Source organism: Pimelobacter simplex (genome assembly GCF_024662235.1).
GTDB lineage: Bacteria > Actinomycetota > Actinomycetes > Propionibacteriales > Nocardioidaceae > Nocardioides.
Window position 1 is genome coordinate 5,944,560 of record NZ_CP096276.1, and the last position, 15,307, is coordinate 5,959,866.

17 protein-coding genes are annotated in these 15,307 nt (G+C 73.1%); 11 read left to right on the forward strand and 6 right to left on the reverse strand.

Annotated features, from left to right (window positions below; all coding sequences use genetic code 11):
- Nucleotides 1-115 precede the first annotated feature (115 nt).
- Nucleotides 116-1,429: a hypothetical protein gene (locus M0M48_RS29115; RefSeq protein WP_257753805.1), complete on the forward strand. Its 1,314-nt coding sequence runs from the start codon at nucleotides 116-118 to the stop codon at nucleotides 1,427-1,429.
- A gap of 80 nt (nucleotides 1,430-1,509) precedes the next feature.
- Nucleotides 1,510-2,286 (forward strand): hypothetical protein, encoded by a 777-nt coding sequence (locus M0M48_RS29120; protein ID WP_215813397.1) that lies wholly within the window; start codon nucleotides 1,510-1,512, stop codon nucleotides 2,284-2,286.
- A gap of 84 nt (nucleotides 2,287-2,370) precedes the next feature.
- Here M0M48_RS29120 and M0M48_RS29125 read toward each other — a convergent pair whose 3' ends face one another.
- Entirely contained in the window at nucleotides 2,371-3,348 is a 978-nt protein-coding gene (locus tag M0M48_RS29125; protein ID WP_215813396.1) for an alpha/beta hydrolase, read from the reverse strand.
- Nucleotides 3,349-3,461: 113 nt separating this feature from the next.
- Between M0M48_RS29125 and M0M48_RS29130 the strand changes: the two genes are divergently transcribed.
- The 3 genes from M0M48_RS29130 to M0M48_RS29140 all read left to right on the forward strand — a co-directional run bounded on the left by M0M48_RS29130 (nucleotide 3,462) and on the right by M0M48_RS29140 (nucleotide 6,182).
- Nucleotides 3,462-4,487: an AraC family transcriptional regulator gene (locus M0M48_RS29130; RefSeq protein ID WP_257753806.1), complete on the forward strand. Its 1,026-nt coding sequence runs from the start codon at nucleotides 3,462-3,464 to the stop codon at nucleotides 4,485-4,487.
- Between the two features lie 139 nt (nucleotides 4,488-4,626).
- Nucleotides 4,627-5,994, forward strand: a complete 1,368-nt coding sequence (locus tag M0M48_RS29135; RefSeq protein WP_257753807.1) for an LCP family protein — start codon at nucleotides 4,627-4,629, stop codon at nucleotides 5,992-5,994.
- A complete protein-coding gene (locus M0M48_RS29140; protein WP_252372835.1) occupies nucleotides 5,991-6,182 on the forward strand; it encodes a hypothetical protein in 192 nt (63 codons plus the stop codon). The genes M0M48_RS29135 and M0M48_RS29140 overlap by 4 nt, the downstream gene beginning before the upstream one ends.
- A 36-nt stretch (nucleotides 6,183-6,218) precedes the next feature.
- Here M0M48_RS29140 and M0M48_RS29145 read toward each other — a convergent pair whose 3' ends face one another.
- The 4 genes from M0M48_RS29145 to M0M48_RS30945 all read right to left on the reverse strand — a co-directional run bounded on the left by M0M48_RS29145 (nucleotide 6,219) and on the right by M0M48_RS30945 (nucleotide 7,677).
- Nucleotides 6,219-6,578, reverse strand: coding sequence for a large conductance mechanosensitive channel protein MscL (locus M0M48_RS29145; RefSeq protein ID WP_257753808.1), 360 nt, complete (start codon nucleotides 6,576-6,578; stop codon nucleotides 6,219-6,221).
- Nucleotides 6,579-6,632: 54 nt separating this feature from the next.
- Nucleotides 6,633-7,145, reverse strand: coding sequence for an SAF domain-containing protein (locus M0M48_RS29150; protein ID WP_257759358.1), 513 nt, complete (start codon nucleotides 7,143-7,145; stop codon nucleotides 6,633-6,635).
- Nucleotides 7,075-7,278, reverse strand: a complete 204-nt coding sequence (locus tag M0M48_RS29155; RefSeq protein WP_257759360.1) for a hypothetical protein — start codon at nucleotides 7,276-7,278, stop codon at nucleotides 7,075-7,077. Before M0M48_RS29155 ends, M0M48_RS29150 begins: the two co-directional genes overlap by 71 nt.
- A 63-nt stretch (nucleotides 7,279-7,341) precedes the next feature.
- Nucleotides 7,342-7,677: an FmdB family zinc ribbon protein gene (locus M0M48_RS30945; RefSeq protein WP_308220355.1), complete on the reverse strand. Its 336-nt coding sequence runs from the start codon at nucleotides 7,675-7,677 to the stop codon at nucleotides 7,342-7,344.
- Nucleotides 7,678-7,758: 81 nt separating this feature from the next.
- Between M0M48_RS30945 and M0M48_RS29170 the strand changes: the two genes are divergently transcribed.
- Nucleotides 7,759-10,404, forward strand: a complete 2,646-nt coding sequence (locus M0M48_RS29170; RefSeq protein ID WP_257753810.1) for a penicillin acylase family protein — start codon at nucleotides 7,759-7,761, stop codon at nucleotides 10,402-10,404.
- On the opposite strand, the gene M0M48_RS29175 is transcribed toward M0M48_RS29170, so the two are convergent.
- The gene (locus tag M0M48_RS29175) at nucleotides 10,394-10,990 is read right to left on the reverse strand and encodes a 5-formyltetrahydrofolate cyclo-ligase (RefSeq protein WP_257753811.1); all 597 of its coding nucleotides are present in this window, start codon (nucleotides 10,988-10,990) and stop codon (nucleotides 10,394-10,396) included. The two genes, M0M48_RS29170 and M0M48_RS29175, sit on opposite strands and share 11 nt — an antisense overlap.
- A 29-nt stretch (nucleotides 10,991-11,019) precedes the next feature.
- On the opposite strand from M0M48_RS29175, the gene M0M48_RS29180 reads away from it, so the two are divergent.
- Genes M0M48_RS29180 through M0M48_RS29200 form a run of 5 tightly spaced genes read left to right on the forward strand, consistent with a single transcriptional unit; the run spans nucleotide 11,020 to nucleotide 15,213 of the window.
- Nucleotides 11,020-12,411, forward strand: coding sequence for a UTP--glucose-1-phosphate uridylyltransferase (locus tag M0M48_RS29180; protein WP_257754432.1), 1,392 nt, complete (start codon nucleotides 11,020-11,022; stop codon nucleotides 12,409-12,411).
- Complete coding sequence (locus M0M48_RS29185) at nucleotides 12,404-13,618, forward strand: molybdopterin molybdotransferase MoeA (protein ID WP_257753812.1); 1,215 nt, start codon at nucleotides 12,404-12,406, stop codon at nucleotides 13,616-13,618. The genes M0M48_RS29180 and M0M48_RS29185 overlap by 8 nt, the downstream gene beginning before the upstream one ends.
- Nucleotides 13,611-14,093 (forward strand): cyclic pyranopterin monophosphate synthase MoaC, encoded by a 483-nt coding sequence (gene moaC, locus M0M48_RS29190; RefSeq protein ID WP_215813387.1) that lies wholly within the window; start codon nucleotides 13,611-13,613, stop codon nucleotides 14,091-14,093. The genes M0M48_RS29185 and moaC overlap by 8 nt, the downstream gene beginning before the upstream one ends.
- Nucleotides 14,090-14,569 (forward strand): MogA/MoaB family molybdenum cofactor biosynthesis protein, encoded by a 480-nt coding sequence (locus M0M48_RS29195; protein WP_257753813.1) that lies wholly within the window; start codon nucleotides 14,090-14,092, stop codon nucleotides 14,567-14,569. The genes moaC and M0M48_RS29195 overlap by 4 nt, the downstream gene beginning before the upstream one ends.
- Nucleotides 14,566-15,213, forward strand: coding sequence for a GNAT family N-acetyltransferase (locus M0M48_RS29200; RefSeq protein ID WP_252372834.1), 648 nt, complete (start codon nucleotides 14,566-14,568; stop codon nucleotides 15,211-15,213). Before M0M48_RS29195 ends, M0M48_RS29200 begins: the two co-directional genes overlap by 4 nt.
- Nucleotides 15,214-15,307: the final 94 nt, after the last annotated feature.

Sequence of the window (15,307 nt, forward strand, 5' to 3'; positions counted from 1 at the left end):
GTCGCCTCCTCCCGACCGGGGTGACGGCAGCAAAGGAAAAGGAAAAGACGGGTGGCCCGCGCAACCTCACTGCGCGGGCCCACCCCACCACCCCACCTACAGATGGAGCTGAGCAATGAGACTACTGGACCGCCCGCGCGGGGCGCGGCGTTCTCCACGAGCCCGGAAGGCGCTGGCCCTCGCCGTCGGCACCGGCGTGGTGACCGCGCTCCTGGTCGCGGCGACCCCCGGCAGCGCGTCGGCCGAACCGCTGCCCGAGAACCTGCAGAAGTACGCCAACTGCCCCGTGGACAACCCGGACGTCCGGACCTGCGTCTACGTCAAGGCGACCGGCCTGGAGATGAAGCTGGGTGACTTCGAGCTGGAGACCAGCTCGCCGGTGACCCTCGAGTTCGGGATCAAGCAGGACCCGGAGACCTTCGTGACCACGGTCGTGCCGCCCGACAACGACCTCCAGCAGATCCTCACCGCCGAGCCGATCGAGGTACCGGGCGGCATCCTGGGCATCCCCGGTGCGGGCATCGGACCGCTGGCGGCCTACGCCACGCCCAAGATGACGGCCCTGCCCAAGGTCAACCTGGGGGCGCTGCGGACCGGTCGGGCGCCGGCGTTCGAGCTGGACCTGCGGGCCCAGATCAGCAACCCGTTCACCGACTTCCTGACGGCGCTGGGCTCCAAGTGCCATGTCGGCAGTGCCAGCGACCCGATCCCGCTGCGGCTCACCACGGGTACCACCGCCCCGCCGCCGCCGAACACCCCGATCAGCGGACACTTCAACCCCGGCAGCAACTCCGGCCAGCCGGTCGGCGGGCTGAGGTTCCTCGACATCGTGACCGTCGACAACTCGTTCCGGGCGCCGGGCGCGCACGACTGCGGGCTGACGGGCGCGCTGAACTACGTGATCAACGCGCAGGGCGGCCTGCCCTCCGCGGCGGGCACCAACAGCGCGCGGATGACCGCCGACATCTACCAGGTGGACGCCAACACGCTCCGGGCCGCACTGGCCGGCGAGCGGGTCGGCGACGGCGGCTTCGAGGACGCCGGGCTGGGGCCGTGGGCCTGCGCCGGGACCTGCGGCGTCGACCAGGGCCTGGGCAACGCGCGCACCGGCGCCAACAACGGCTGGGTGCGCAAGACCAGCGGGTGGAACGACCTCCACCAGACGGTCGCGCTCAAGAAGAACACCGACTACACCCTGACCGGGTGGATCCGGACGTCGGCCAACAACGCCAACGGCTACTTCGGGGTGCGCAGACCCGGGGGCGGTGCGGTCGTCGCGGAGAAGAAGTACGGCAAGCTGACCGGCTACACGCAGGTCACCGTGAACTTCAACTCCGGCCCGAACGCCTCGCTCGAGGTCTTCGGTGGGCTCTGGGCCTCGGGTGACACCTGGGCCCAGCTCGACGACATCTCGCTGGCCGCGAGCTGATCGAGCGACCGGCCGGGGACGCCGACCCGCGTCCCCGGCCGGTCGCGACCACGACGGACAACAGGAACAGCGAGGACGCCATGAACCGACCCGCGAAGCCCTGGCGCTGGGCACCGCTGCTGGCCGTGGGCGCGGTGGTGCTGACGGTGCTGCCCGGTGCGGCCGCGCCGCCGGGGCCCTCGGCGCCGCAGGCGCCGGTCGTACCGACGGTGGCGGCAGCGGTGCCGCTGCCGGCGGCGTGCAAGCCGAACCCGAACCCGCCGCCGACGGAGTACGGCTTCGTCGCCCGGGTCACCGGTGGCACGGTCGCCGGGGACGGGCCGCTGGAGATCTCCGACATCGACGTCTCCGTGTGCGGCGTGGTCCGGGTCGTCGCGGCCCAGGCCGGCAGCGGGTGCGAGGGCATCCAGGCGCGGCTGGTGATCCCGGCGGACGGGGTGGTCACGCACGGGCTCGAGGCGAGCCTGGTGATCCCCGGGATGCCGCGGATGGAGGACGTGCCGACGCGGGTGGTCGCCTCGCCGATGGCCAGCGACGTCGCCTGCAACGACGAGGACGGGCTGGCGATGGACCTCGACCTCCGGATCAGTGGCTCGGCGGGCATCTTCGGGCTGCAGTGCGAGGTGCCGTTCACCGGTGCGGTCCGGGCGACTGTCACTGGCCCGCTGCTCACGCCGCCGTACGAGGGGCAGACCCGGATCAAGGGCGCCGTGCGGGTCGGGGCGGTGAGCAACAACGACAAGTTCTGCCCCGGCCGGCTGCCGCGGCGGCTCAACCGGATCGCGGAGCTGCCGGCGACGGGTTACCAGGTCGACTGGCCCGCGAAGGTGTCGATCTACCACCCCAGCGCGGGCTGACCGATGGTGCGCACCCTCCCCGGACGACCGAGTGCCCGCGCTCCCAGAAGCGCGGGCACTCGATCCGTGGGGGGGTGTCCCAGGTCAGGCCTTCTTCAGGCGGGCGATGACGCCGTCGATGTCGCGCTGGAGCATGTCGCGGCGGACGAAGTGCCCGCCCGGCAGCTCGTGCCACTCGTGCGGGATACCGCGCGAGGCGAGCAGGCCGCGGAACTCCCGCTGGCCGGCGCGGACGGGCGTCTCGTTGATGTCCTCGTCGAGACCGCAGACGAGGAAGATGCGCTTGTTGAGGTAGCTGTTGAGCCGCTCGACCGGGTTGTCGGCGCTGACCCGGCCCTCGTTCCAGAACGGGGCGCCGTAGACGGTGCCTCCGGCGAGCTCGACGGCCGCCGAGCTGGTGTTGGCCCAGTGGACGACGAGGCCGGCGTCGCGGCGCAGGCTCGCGGGGCCCGAGTGGGCGCTGACCGAGGCGAAGTGCCCGTAGTACTTCGCGGTGTACTTCAGCGCGCCGAAGCCGCCCATCGAGAAGCCCGACACGGCGCGGCCGTCGTACTCGGCGTAGGTGCGGAAGTTCGCGTCCACCCAGGGGATGACCTGGTTCATGTGGAAGCTCTCCCAGTTGCGCGGTCCGCTGAACGACGAGACCGGGTTGCTGTACCAGCCGGCACCGCCGCCGTCCGGCATCACCACGATCAGGCGACGTCCCGCGGTCAGGCCGCGGATGTCGTCCTCCATGTCGAACTTGCGGAAGTCCTGGAGGCCGCCGTGGAGCAGGTAGAGCACGGGATAGCGACGCCAGCTGGTCGTGTAGTAGTCGTCGGGCAGGAGCACGTTGACACCCGGCTGCCAGCCGATCTCGCTGGTCGCGAACCGGAAGTAGTTCATCCGGCCGAACACGGCCTGGTCGGTGATGGTGAGGCCGAAGCCGTTGCCGGCAGCACTCGCCGGTGCGGGCGAGCCGAGGGGGCCCAGCGGGTTGAGCGGGCTCAGTGCGGTCACGGCCGCCGCGCCTCCGGCGAGCTTGAGCAGGCGACGACGGTCAACGGTCCGGTCGGCGTTCATCGATCCTCCGAGGGGGTGGGGGGAGTGGGGTGCGGATGCGACCACTATCGGCGCGCTCTCCGGCGCCGAGCCATGGCCGAGCAGGCCAAGGTCGTTGGCAATTCGGGCCAGTCATGACCGAGTGGTTCGACCAACCCGTGGTGCCGGTCGGGTACGGGCTGCTCATCGAGGAGGTCGCCGCGTCGTTCGGGGTCGGCCCCGAGCTGCGCGCGGCGGCCGGGCTGCCCGCGACCGCCTTCGCCGACCCGCAGGGCCGGCTCACCCCGCTCCAGGCCGGGCACCTGCTGCGGCTCGGGATGGACCTGACCGGTGAGCCCGGGCTGGGCTACGAGATCGGGCTCCGCAGCACCGTCACCTCGCACGGCGTCATGGGCTTCGGCCTGCTCACCTCCGCGACCCTGCGCGAGGCCATCGAGCTGGGCGTGGAGTACAGCGCGGTGCGGCTGCCGATGCTGACCCTCGGCCTGGTGCTGGACGGCGACCAGGCCGCGGTCGACGTCCGCGAGACGCGGCCGGTGGGCGACGTCCGTCAGTGCTTGTTCGAGCTCTTCCTGACCGGCCTCGCGCGGATGACGCCGGTGCTGACCGGTCACGGCCAGCACGACGTCGAGCTGTGGTTCGACGGCCCCGAGCCGGAGCACTTCGCCCGCTACCGGGCCCGGCTCCCACCGGTCCGGTTCGGCACCGGCGTCAACCAGGTGCGCTTCCCGGTCGGGCGGCTCGAGGAGCCCATCGACACCGCCAACGCGCTGGCCGCGCGAGTCGCCCAGGCCGAGCTCGCCGAGGAGCGGTGCCGGATCGGGCTCACCGACGACGTCGTCGCCCGGGTGCAGGCGCTGCTGGGCTCCCGCGCCGCCGGTTTCGGCCTGGACGCCGTCGCCGCGGCCATGCACATGTCGACCCGCACGCTCAAGCGGCGGCTGCACGCCGCGGGCACCACCTTCCACGACCTGTCGACCGACGCTCGTCGTACCGAGGCGCTGCACCTGCTGCGCGGATCGGCCCTCGCGGTGGACGAGATCGCCCGCCTCCTCGGGTACGCCGACGCCAGCAGCTTCGTGCGCGCGTTCAAGCGCTGGACCGGCCGGACCCCGGGTGGCTACCGCCGGGCGATTGGGTCCGCGGAGCGGTACCGGTGACAATGGACGGACGCCCGCGTGCTTGTCTCGGACCGTACGGTGGGCGTGGCGCCACCGGGGCGCCGATCGGCGGCTGGCTCGGCAGCGCAGTCGAGCACCCAGATCCGCCGCCCGGCGGGCCCCTACGACCAGGTGATCCATGACGCAGGACGTTGAGACGAGCCGCGCCGCCGGCGAGCCGAGCGTGCCCGGCAGCCGGGCCCGCCGCGTGCCGACCTCCCGGGCGAGCCGCGCCAGCCGTGACGTACGACGTCCGCGCGGACGTCGCGGCCGCGGCCGGCGCAAGGCCCCCCAGCCGGGCAAGACCGTCTTCAAGGTGATCGCCGCGAGCCTGCTCTCGCTCGCCATGGCGACCGGCGTGGGCGTCGTCCTCGTCTACAACAACTGGAACAACAACCTCAAGCGCGAGGACGTCTCGACGCTGCTCTCGAACCGGCCCGCCAAGGAGCAGGTCGCCGGCCCGAGCGAGCCGCTCAACATCCTGGTGATGGGCTCCGACACCCGCGCGGGCAAGGGCAACGGCATCGACGGCGAGGCCGGCGGTGGCCTGTCCGACACCACGATCCTGTTCCACCTCTCGGCCAACCGCGAGTTCGCCTACGGCATCTCGATCCCGCGCGACACCGCGGTGATGCGCCCCGAGTGCAAGCGCAAGGGCGGCGGCGTCGTCCCGGCGGCCGGCGGCTACGAGAAGTGGAACGCCGCCTACGCGGTCGGCGGTCCCTCCTGCACGATCCAGCAGTTCGAGCAGCTCTCCAAGATCCGCGTCGACAAGTACGTCGTCGTCGACTTCAACCAATTCAAGGACATGGTCAACGCGCTCGGCGGCGTCGAGGTCTGCATCCCCGAGGACATCGACGACAACGACCACGACATCCACCTCAAGGCCGGCACCCGCGAGATCAAGGGCAACGAGGCGCTCGCCTACGTCCGCGTGCGCTACCGCGTCGGCGACGGCACGGACACCCAGCGGACCCGGCGCCAGCAGGCGTTCATCGGCTCGATGATCAGCAAGGCCCTCTCGGCCGACATGCTGGCCCGCCCCGACCACCTGATCGGGTTCATGAACGCCGCGACCTCGTCGCTGCAGACCGACTTCAAGAGCATCGCCCAGATGGCCGACCTCGCGGTCACCGCCCGCGGCACCGGTGCCGACAACATCAAGTTCGTCACCACCCCGTGGGCCTACTCCGACAAGGTCAGCGGCGGCATCGAGTGGACGCCCGAGGTGCTCAAGCTCTGGCAGCTCGTCCGCAAGGACAAGCCGCTGACCCCCGAGTTCCTCAAGGACGCCCTGAGCGCCGGCGACAAGCCGGACGGCACCGCCTCGGCGGGCACCCCCGGCGGCCCGAGCGGCACGACCAGCGGCTCGGCGAGCGGCTCGGCGTCCAACAGCCCGAGCGGCACGGCCTCCAACGGCGCGACCAACGGCAAGCCGGGCCAGACGCCGACCCAGGACAACGGCCTCTCGACCAGCGGCCGCGAGCAGGCCGGTCTCTGCACGTGAGCGAGCGGTCCGGTCGCCCGGAGTCGGACTGGGAGCGCAAGCGGCGCCTCGCCGAGGTGTTCGGCGACGCCCTGCCCGAGACCACGTCCGACGAGCGGGACGACCGCGACCAGGCCGCCGACCGCGGCGCCGGTCACGACCAGTGGCTGAAATCGCAAGTGCCGCCCCACCACGGCCGGACCGGGTGAGACGGCACTGCTGATCGGCGCCGAGCGCCGCAGGAATCAGGCTCCGCGCGTGGTGAGCGCGTCGCGGATCTCGGTGAGCAGCTGGAGCTGCTCGTCCGGGCCCTCGGGCGCGTCGGGGAAGAAGCGCTCCTTGGCCTTGGTGTAGGGCACCACGACGAAGAAGTAGACGACGGCGGCCATCACGACGAAGGCGATCACGGCGTTGATGAACGGCGCGACGTCGACCTTGGCGATGAGGATCTTGCCGACCTCCTTCGCACCGCCGGCCTTGGCGACGAAGGCGACCAGCATGTCGGTGAAGGTCTTGACGACCGCGGCGAACGCCGTACCGATGATGAACGCGACCGCGAGGTCGACCAGGTTGCCCTGGAGCAGGAACTTCTTGAAGCCGGACATTTTCTCTCCTCTTCCCGAGGTTTTCTTGTGGAGGCGGTGGGGGGCCAGAAGAAACTAACTGCGACTCCATGTATAAGTCACGTAACTCGCCACGGACGCGGCCGTGACGTGGTACACGTCGCTCGAGCGTAGGGCCACCACGACGAGGCGTCCGGGAAGCGCGCCGTCCTCGGCCGCCGACGCCGCCGGTACGGCGAGCACCACCGCCGCCCGCGCCAGCACCCGGCTCGGGGCCGCCCCGCGCGGGTCGGTCGCGAGCAGGTCGAGCACGTCGCCGGCCGCGAGCAGCGCGACCTGACCGGCGTCCGCGAGCCGGATCGGTACGGCGACCGCGCCGGACGGCTGCCCGGTGGCGAGCCCCGGCCCGACCAGTCGTACGTCGGTCAGCGGCTCCCCACGGCGCAGCGGGGCCGCGAGCGCCCGCCCGAGCGGCGGGGAGCCGGGCGGCACGGCGCCCGCCGGGAGCACGCCGGGCGGGAGCGGGGCGCTGGTCAGGTCACCCGGCGCGAGGACTCGGCCGGCCGGCAGGTCGCGCGCGGCGACCAGGACCGCGGCGGTCTGGCGGATCCGGCGGCGCGAGCACGGGGAGGCTGCTCGCGGCGGCGCCGGCGAGCAGCAGGGCGGCGAGGAGCCGGCGGTGGCGCAGCAGGTGGCGGCGCAGGGTCGCGCGGGTGCGGGCGAGGGTCCCGAGAAGGTCCATGCCCGCGACGGTAGGCGCGGACGGCGCCGGGTGCCGGCGTCCTCCACAGGACCCCTGCGGGGATCAGGCGGGGGAGGCCGCCGCGCTGGTGCTCGAGCCGCCGGAGCTGCTCGACGACGAGGACGACGACGAGGAGGTCGAGGACGAGGTCGACGAGCTCGAGGACGAGTCCGCGGACCCGGAGGTCGACGTCGACGCCGCCGGCGAGGTCGCGGTGGTGCTCGAGCGGCTGTCGGTCTTGTAGAACCCCGAGCCCTTGAAGACCACGCCGACCGAGCTGAACAGCTTGCGCAGGCGACCCGTGCACTCGGGGCACGTGGTGAGCGCGTCGTCGCTGAAGGACTGGACCTGCTCGAAGGCGTGACCGCACTCGGTGCACTGGTACTGGTACGTGGGCATCGGCGATCTCCGGTTGGCACTCTCGACTTTCGAGTGCCAATGCTACGTCACGACCCCAGGTCCGGGCACAATGGCGGCACCATGGTGGAGGCAGACAACGGCGTGGACGCCGCGACGACGACCGCGCCGACGACCCGGCCCCGACCGTGGCCCCGGGTGCTGCGCTGGGCGAGCGTGGTGGGGGTGCTGCTCGTGCTCGCGCTCGTGGCGGGCCTGACCACCTCGGTCGTCCTGGTGCGCAAGTCGTGGCCGCAGACCTCCGGCGAGCTCACCCTCAACGGCCTCGAGGGCGAGGTCCGGGTGGTGCGCGACGACGCCGGGATCCCGCAGATCTACGCCGACTCCACCCACGACCTGATGCTGGCCCAGGGCTTCGTGGCCGCCCAGGACCGCTTCTTCGAGATGGACGTGCGCCGCCACGCGACCGCGGGCCGGCTCTCCGAGCTGTTCGGCGACGCCGGTCTCGAGAGCGACCTCGTGGTCCGCACCCTCGGCTGGCGCGAGGTCGCCGAGGATGAGCTGCCGTTGCTCAAGCCGGCGACCCGCAGCGCGCTCGACGCCTACGCCCAGGGCGTCAACGCCTACATGGAGAGCCGCTCGCTCTCGGAGATGTCGCTGGAGTACACCCTCCTCGACCTCACCGGCCTCGACTACAAGCCGGAGAAGTGGACGGCGGTCGACTCGATCGCGTGGCTCAAGGCGATGGCCTGGGACCTGCGCGGCAACCTCGACGAGGAGATCGGCCGGGCCCTGGCCAGCGCCGCGGTGGGGCCGGAGCGGGCCGCCGACCTCTACCCGTCGTACCCCTACGACCAGCACCAGCCGATCGTCCAGCAGGGCGGAGTGGTCGGGAAGCGCTTCGACCAGGACGCCGAGGCGGGCGGCCGGCGGCTGCTCCCGCGCCCGCCGCTCGACCCCGACGTCACCCGGGCGCTGGCGTCGGTACGCCGCGTCCTCGACGGGGTCCCGGCGCTGCTCGGCAAGGGCGACGGCATCGGCAGCAACGCCTGGGTCGTCGACGGCGACCGCACCGATACCGGCGCGCCGATCCTGGCCAACGACCCCCACCTCGGCATCTCGCTGCCCGGGGTGTGGACCCAGGTCGGCCTGCACTGCCGCTCGGTCTCCCCGGCCTGCCCGTACGACGTGGCGGGCTTCAGCTTCTCGGGCGTGCCCGGCGTGGTGATCGGCCACAACCGCGACATCGCCTGGGGCTTCACCAACCTCGGGCCGGACGTCACCGACCTCTACGTCGAGCGGGTCCGCGGCGACACCTGGCAGTACGACGGCCAGCAGCTCCCGCTCACGCTGCGCAAGGAGAAGATCGAGGTCAAGGGCGGCGACGACGTCGAGATCACCGTGCGCTCCACCAGCCACGGCCCCCTGCTCTCCGACCTCGCCTCCGCCGCGGCGGACGCCGGCGTCGACCTCACCGAGGACGGTCTCGTCGACCAGGTCACCGACGTCGGAACCGCCGGCCTCGACGACGACGGCCAGGAGCACGCCGTGTCCCTGGCCTGGACCGCCCTGACCCCGCGGCCCACCGCCGACGCCCTGCTCGCGCTCGACCGGGCGAGCGACTGGAACGAGTTCCGCGCGGCGCTGTCGGACTTCGCCGCGCCCGGCCAGAACGTCGTCTACGCCGACACCCAGGGACACATCGGCTACCAGGCGACGGGCCTGGTCCCGATCCGGCGCGCGGGCAACGACGGCCGGCTGCCGGCCGCGGGCTGGCGCCGCGATACCGACTGGACCGGCCGGCACATCCCGTACGACGCGCTGCCCCACGTGCTCGACCCGGCCTCGGGGATCATCGCCACCGCCAACCAGGCGGTCATCGACCCGGGCCGCTACGCGCCGTACCTGACCTCCGACTGGGACCTGGGCTACCGCTCGAACCGGATCGACCAGCTGCTCGCCGCCGACGACGAGCTGAGCGTCGACGCGATGAGCGCGATCCAGCTCGACGACTGGAGCGCGATCGGCGAGGTGCTCACGCCGTACCTGCTCGAGGTGGACCTGCCGCGCGGCTACTACTCCGACGGCCAGCGGCTGCTGCGCTCGTGGAACTACCGCGAGGGCGCCGACAGCGCCGCGGCGGCGTACTTCAACGCGGTCTGGCGCCAGGTGCTGCACCGGACGTTCGCCGACGAGCTGCCCGAGGGGCTGCGTCCCGACGGTGGCGACCGGTGGTTCGCGGTGGTGAGCGCGCTGCTGCCGCGCGCCCGGGCGACCTGGTGGGACGACATCAGCACCGACGACAAGGTCGAGCGGCGCAACGACATCCTGCGCGCCTCGATGATCGCCGCCCGCGACGAGCTCACCGCGCTGGAGTCCCCGGACACCGACGAGTGGTCCTGGGGCCGGCTGCACCGGCTCGAGCTCCGCTCGGCCACGCTGGGGGAGTCCGGCATCGGGATCATCGAGCGGCTGTTCAACCGCGGCGGCTGGAAGGTCGGCGGCGGCAGCTCGCTGGTCAACGCGACCTCGTGGGACGCCCGCGAGGGCTACGAGGTCACCACCGCACCGTCGATGCGGATGGTGGTGCCGCTCGACGACCTCGACGCGGCGCGCTGGGTCAACCTGACCGGCGTCTCGGGCCACGCCTTCCACCCGAACTACACCGACCAGACCGACCTCTGGGCGCGCGGCGAGACCCTGCCGTGGGCGTTCTCCGAGGACGACGTCGACAAGGCCGGCGAGGACGTGCTCGTCCTCAAGCCGTGAACCGGACGACCCCTCCGGGCGTCGCGGCCGCGCTGACCGGCCGGTCGTGCGGCTCGGCTGGGACGGCGGGGAGCAGCTCGTCGTCGTACAGCAGGACGCAGGTGAAGGTGCCGACCGGCACCCGGGCGAGCGCCCGGTCGTAGGACCCGCCCCCGCGGCCCAGGCGCAGCCCCGCGGGCGAGGCCGCGAGCCCGGGCACCAGGACGACGTCCGCGGTGGCGACCGCGTCGACGCCGAGGGTGGGCCCGGCCGGCTCGAGCAGCCCGCGGCGGGCGGGCGCGAGCGAGGTGGGCCCGTGGTAGCGCGCCCAGTCGAGGTCGTTGTCGGGCAGCAGCACCGGCAGCAGCACGTGCTTGCCGGCCTCGGTCAGCCGGTCCAGGAGGGCGGTGGTGCCGGGCTCCGTGCCGACCGAGACGTACGCCGCCACGGTGGCCGCGCGGCGTACCTCGGGGGTGGCGAGCAGGTGCTCGGCGAGCGCGCGGGCGGCCTCGCCGACCTCGGTCAGGGGCCGTCGCCGGCGGGCGGTGAGGAGCTGGTCGCGGACCGCGGTCTTGGCCGCCCCTTGGCACGGATGTGGAGCCGTCACCAGTCCAGCCTACGATCGGCAGTATGGGTATGACTGGTCGTAGTGGCGGCCTGGAGAAGGCGCGGGCGAAGATGCTCGACGCGGGCGTGGACGCGGTCGCCGTCGACACCTTCGCGCACTACTACCGCCTGCTGGAGCACGGTGAGACCGGGATGATCCCCGAGTCGAGCATCGAGCCGGTCGACATCGAGAGCCTCGCCGACGTCGAGGTCTCCGACGAGGTCGCGGCCGCGGCCGTCGCCCAGACCGTGGCGATCAAGCTCAACGGCGGTCTCGGCACGTCGATGGGCATGGACCGGGCCAAGTCGCTGCTGTGCGTGCGCCGCGGGCTGTCGTTCCTCGACATCATCGCCCGCCAGGCGCTGCACCTGCGCGGGCTCTACGGCGCGCGGCTGCCGCTGATCTTCATGAACTCCTTCCGCACCTCCTCCGACACCCTCCACGCGCTCGGCCGCTACGAGGACCTGGCGACCGAGGGACTGCCGCTGGAGTTCCTGCAGAACAAGGAGCCCAAGCTCCTCACCGCCGACCTCACCCCGGCCTCCTGGCCCAAGGAGCCCGACCTCGAGTGGTGTCCGCCCGGGCACGGCGACATCTACACCGCGCTGCGCGGCAGCGGGCTCCTCGACCGGCTGATCGAGCAGGGCTACCGCTACGCCTTCGTCTCCAACTCCGACAACCTCGGCGCCGTCCCCGACGCGCGGGTGGCCGGCTGGTTCGCCGGCACGGGCGCCCCCTACGCGATCGAGGCCGTACGCCGGACGGTCTCCGACCGCAAGGGCGGCCAGTTCGCCCGGCGCAAGGCCGACGGCCGGATCGTGCTGCGCGAGACCGCCCAGACCCTCGACGAGGACAAGGCCGCCGCGGCCGACCTCGAGAAGCACCGCTTCACCTCGACCAACAACCTGTGGTTCGACCTGCACGCGATGAAGGCCAAGCTCGACGAGCGCGAGGGCATCCTCGGCCTGCCGCTGATCCGCAACGTCAAGCACCTCGACCCGGCCGACCCCACCTCGCCCGAGGTGGTCCAGATCGAGACCGCGATGGGGGCCGCGATCGAGGTGTTCGAGGGCGCCCGGCTGATCGAGGTCGGCCGCGACCGCTTCATCCCGGTCAAGACCACCAACGACCTGCTCGTGCTGCGCTCCGACGTCTACGAGATCGGCGCCGACTTCGCGCTCACCCAGGTCGCCGCCGACGTGCCCTACGTCGACCTCGACGGCGAGCACTACAAGCTGGTCGGCGAGTTCGACAAGCGCTTCCCCGAGGGCGCGCCCTCGCTGGCCAAGGCCTCCTCCTTCAAGGTCGACGGCGACTGGACGTTCGGTCACGGGGTCCAGGTCGTCGGCGCGGTCGAGCTCGAGGGCCGCGGCGCCCAGCGCATCCCGGCCGGCGAGGTGCTGTCCGGGGCGGATGACTGACCCCGGAGCGGCGCCGGCGCCGGCGCCGTCCGTCGCCGAGCACCGCGCCCGGGTCCTCGCGGGGGCCGGTGCGCTCGCCCGCACCGAGCGCGTGCGGCTGACCGCCGCGCTCGGCCGCCGGCTCGCCGCCGACGTCGTCGCGACGCTCGCGGTGCCGCCCTTCGACCACTCCGCGATGGACGGCTTCGCCGTGCGCATCGCGGACCTGGGGGCGCTGCCGGCCGAGCTGCCGGTGACCGGCGTCGTCGCGGCGGGCGATGACGTCGTACCGCTGGGGGAGGGGGCGGCGGTCCGGATCATGACCGGAGCCCCGGTGCCCCCAGGGGCCGACGTGGTCATCCCGTTCGAGTGGACCACCGGTGCGGACCCCGTCCGGATCGAGCGCGCCGCCGCGCCCGGCCGGCACATCCGCCGCGAGGGCGAGGATGTCGGCGCGGGCGAGATCGCCCTCCGCGCCGGGACCCGCCTCGGTCCGGCCCAGCTCGGGCTGCTCACCTCGGTCGGCGCGACCGAGGTCGAGGTCCGGGTCCGGCCGCGGCTGGCCGTGGTCTCGACCGGTGCCGAGCTGGTCGGCGGCCAGGTCCCCGACAGCAACACCCCGACCCTCCTGGCCGCGGGCCGGGCGGCGGGGGCGGACGCGAGCGCCTTCGGGCCCGCGCCCGACGACCCGCAGCGCTTCCTCGCCCTGCTCCAGGCGGCCGCCGACGCCGCGGACGTCGTCGTCACCACCGGCGGCATCTCGGCCGGCGACCACGACGTGGTCAAGGCCGCACTGCGCGAGCGCGACGGCTTCTGGTTCGGACCGGTCGCGATGAAGCCGGGGCGTCCCCAGGGCTGCGGCGTCCTGGTCGCGAGCGACGGCCGCCGGGTCCCGGTGGTCACCCTGCCGGGGACGCCGATCGCGGCGTACGCCTCGTTCCTGCTCTACGTCGTCCCGCTGCTGCGCACCCTCGCCGGCACTCCCTGGGAGCCGGTCACCGCGCCCCTCGCCGAGGCGGTCACCGCGACCGACCGGACCGTCCTGCTGCCCGCGCGCCACGTCGAGAACGGCCGGATCGCCGCCCTGCCCGGGCACGCCGGGCACTCCCAGCGCCTGCTCGCGGCGGCCGACGCGTTGCTCGTCGTACCGCCAAGCGCGAGGCTGGTCCCCGAGGGCACGCCGGTCGAGGTGTTGGCCCTGCATCCCGAGGAGGAGCCCCATGGCTGACGAGCAGCCCGCCCGGCTGACCCATGTCGACGCCTCCGGCGCGGCCCGGATGGTCGACGTCTCGGCCAAGGACGTGACCCGCCGGGTGGCGACCGCGTCCGGCCGGGTCCTGGTCTCGCCCGAGGTCGTCGCGCTGCTGCGCGGCGACGGCGTGCCCAAGGGCGACGCGCTCGCCGTGGCCCGGATCGCCGGCATCATGGGCGCCAAGCAGACCCCCGCGCTCATCCCGCTGTGCCACCCGCTCGCCGTCTCCGGCGTCACCGTCGACCTCACCGTCGCCGACGACGCCGTCGAGATCACCGCCAGCGTCAAGACCACCGACCGCACCGGCGTCGAGATGGAGGCGCTGACCGCCGTCTCGGTCGCCGCGCTGACCGTCGTCGACATGGTCAAGGCCGTCGACAAGGGCGCGGTCATCACCGACATCCGGGTCGAGACCAAGACCGGCGGCAAGTCGGGGGACTGGTCGCGATGAGCGCGCTGCCCGCGGTGGTGGTCGTGGCCTCCAACCGCGCCGCCGCCGGTGTCTACGACGACACGACCGGTCCGCTCCTCGTCGACGCGCTGCGGGCCTGGGGCTTCGCCGTGGACGCGCCCGTCGTCCGGCCCGACGGGGAGCCGGTCGGCGAGGCGATCGCCGCCGCGGTCGCCGCGGGTGCCCGCGTCGTGCTGACCACCGGCGGCACCGGACTCACCCCGACCGACCGCACCCCCGAGGTGACCCGCCCCCTGCTCGACCGCGAGGTGCCCGGCCTGGCCGAGGCGATCCGCGCGGCCGGCGTCGCCAAGGGCGTCCCGACCGCCGTGCTCTCCCGCGGTCTGGCCGGCGTCGCCGGCCAGACCCTGGTGGTCAACCTGCCCGGCTCGCGCGGCGGGGTGAAGGACGCGCTCGCCGTCCTCGAGCCGGTCCTCGTCCACGCCGTCGAGCAGATCGTCGGGAGCGACCATTGAGCGAGGCTCCCCGTGAGCGGATGGTCGTCGGTGTCCCGGGCCGCGCCTGGCCCAACGAGCTGATCTCCGGCACCGACCCCGTCGTCCGGCTGCGCCCGATCGCGCGCAGCGACGCGCGTGCCTGGCGCGCGGCCCGGCGCCGCAACGCCCTCTGGCTGGCCCGCTGGGACGCCACCGCGCCGCCCGGCGCCGACGCCCGGCCGACCTCGTTCCGGGTGCTGGTACGGCGGCTGCGCAGGGCCGCGCACCGCGGGACGACGTACCCGTTCGTGGTGGAGGTGGACGGCGTCTTCGCCGGCCAGGTCAGCGTCAACAACATCGTGCGCGGCTCGGCGCAGTTCGCGTCGGTCGGGTACTGGATCGACCAGCAGTTCGCCGGGCGCGGTGTCATCCCGCGCGCGGTCGCGATGGTGATCGACCACTGCTTCTTCGTCGCCGGGCTGCACCGGATCGAGATCTGCATCCGCCCGGAGAACTCCAACTCGCTGCGCGTGGTGGAGAAGCTCGGCGTCCGCGAGGTCGGCTACGCGCCGCGGTTCCTGCACATCGACGGCGACTGGCGCGACCACCGGATCTTCGCGATCACCAAGGAAGAGGCGCCCCGCGGCGTCCTCGCTCGCCTCGATCGGCCTGCCCCGGACTGACGGCGTCGGGCCGGCAAATCACATGCGTCACATCAATCAATTCGTGACACACCGATGGACATGCGCCCCACATTGAGGTAGCGCTCCTAACCTC

Coding starts and splice junctions, on each gene's coding strand:
- M0M48_RS29125 (WP_215813396.1), bottom strand. CDS start 3,348: ATGAACGCCGACCGGACCGTTGACCGTCGTCGCCTGCTCAAGCTCGCC.
- moaC (WP_215813387.1), top strand. CDS start 13,611: ATGGCTGACGAGCAGCCCGCCCGGCTGACCCATGTCGACGCCTCCGGC.
- M0M48_RS29170 (WP_257753810.1), top strand. CDS start 7,759: ATGGTGGAGGCAGACAACGGCGTGGACGCCGCGACGACGACCGCGCCG.
- M0M48_RS29155 (WP_257759360.1), bottom strand. CDS start 7,278: ATGGACCTTCTCGGGACCCTCGCCCGCACCCGCGCGACCCTGCGCCGC.
- M0M48_RS29130 (WP_257753806.1), top strand. CDS start 3,462: ATGACCGAGTGGTTCGACCAACCCGTGGTGCCGGTCGGGTACGGGCTG.
- M0M48_RS30945 (WP_308220355.1), bottom strand. CDS start 7,677: ATGCCCACGTACCAGTACCAGTGCACCGAGTGCGGTCACGCCTTCGAG.
- M0M48_RS29180 (WP_257754432.1), top strand. CDS start 11,020: ATGACTGGTCGTAGTGGCGGCCTGGAGAAGGCGCGGGCGAAGATGCTC.
- M0M48_RS29120 (WP_215813397.1), top strand. CDS start 1,510: ATGAACCGACCCGCGAAGCCCTGGCGCTGGGCACCGCTGCTGGCCGTG.
- M0M48_RS29115 (WP_257753805.1), top strand. CDS start 116: ATGAGACTACTGGACCGCCCGCGCGGGGCGCGGCGTTCTCCACGAGCC.
- M0M48_RS29195 (WP_257753813.1), top strand. CDS start 14,090: ATGAGCGCGCTGCCCGCGGTGGTGGTCGTGGCCTCCAACCGCGCCGCC.
- M0M48_RS29145 (WP_257753808.1), bottom strand. CDS start 6,578: ATGTCCGGCTTCAAGAAGTTCCTGCTCCAGGGCAACCTGGTCGACCTC.
- M0M48_RS29185 (WP_257753812.1), top strand. CDS start 12,404: ATGACTGACCCCGGAGCGGCGCCGGCGCCGGCGCCGTCCGTCGCCGAG.
- M0M48_RS29135 (WP_257753807.1), top strand. CDS start 4,627: ATGACGCAGGACGTTGAGACGAGCCGCGCCGCCGGCGAGCCGAGCGTG.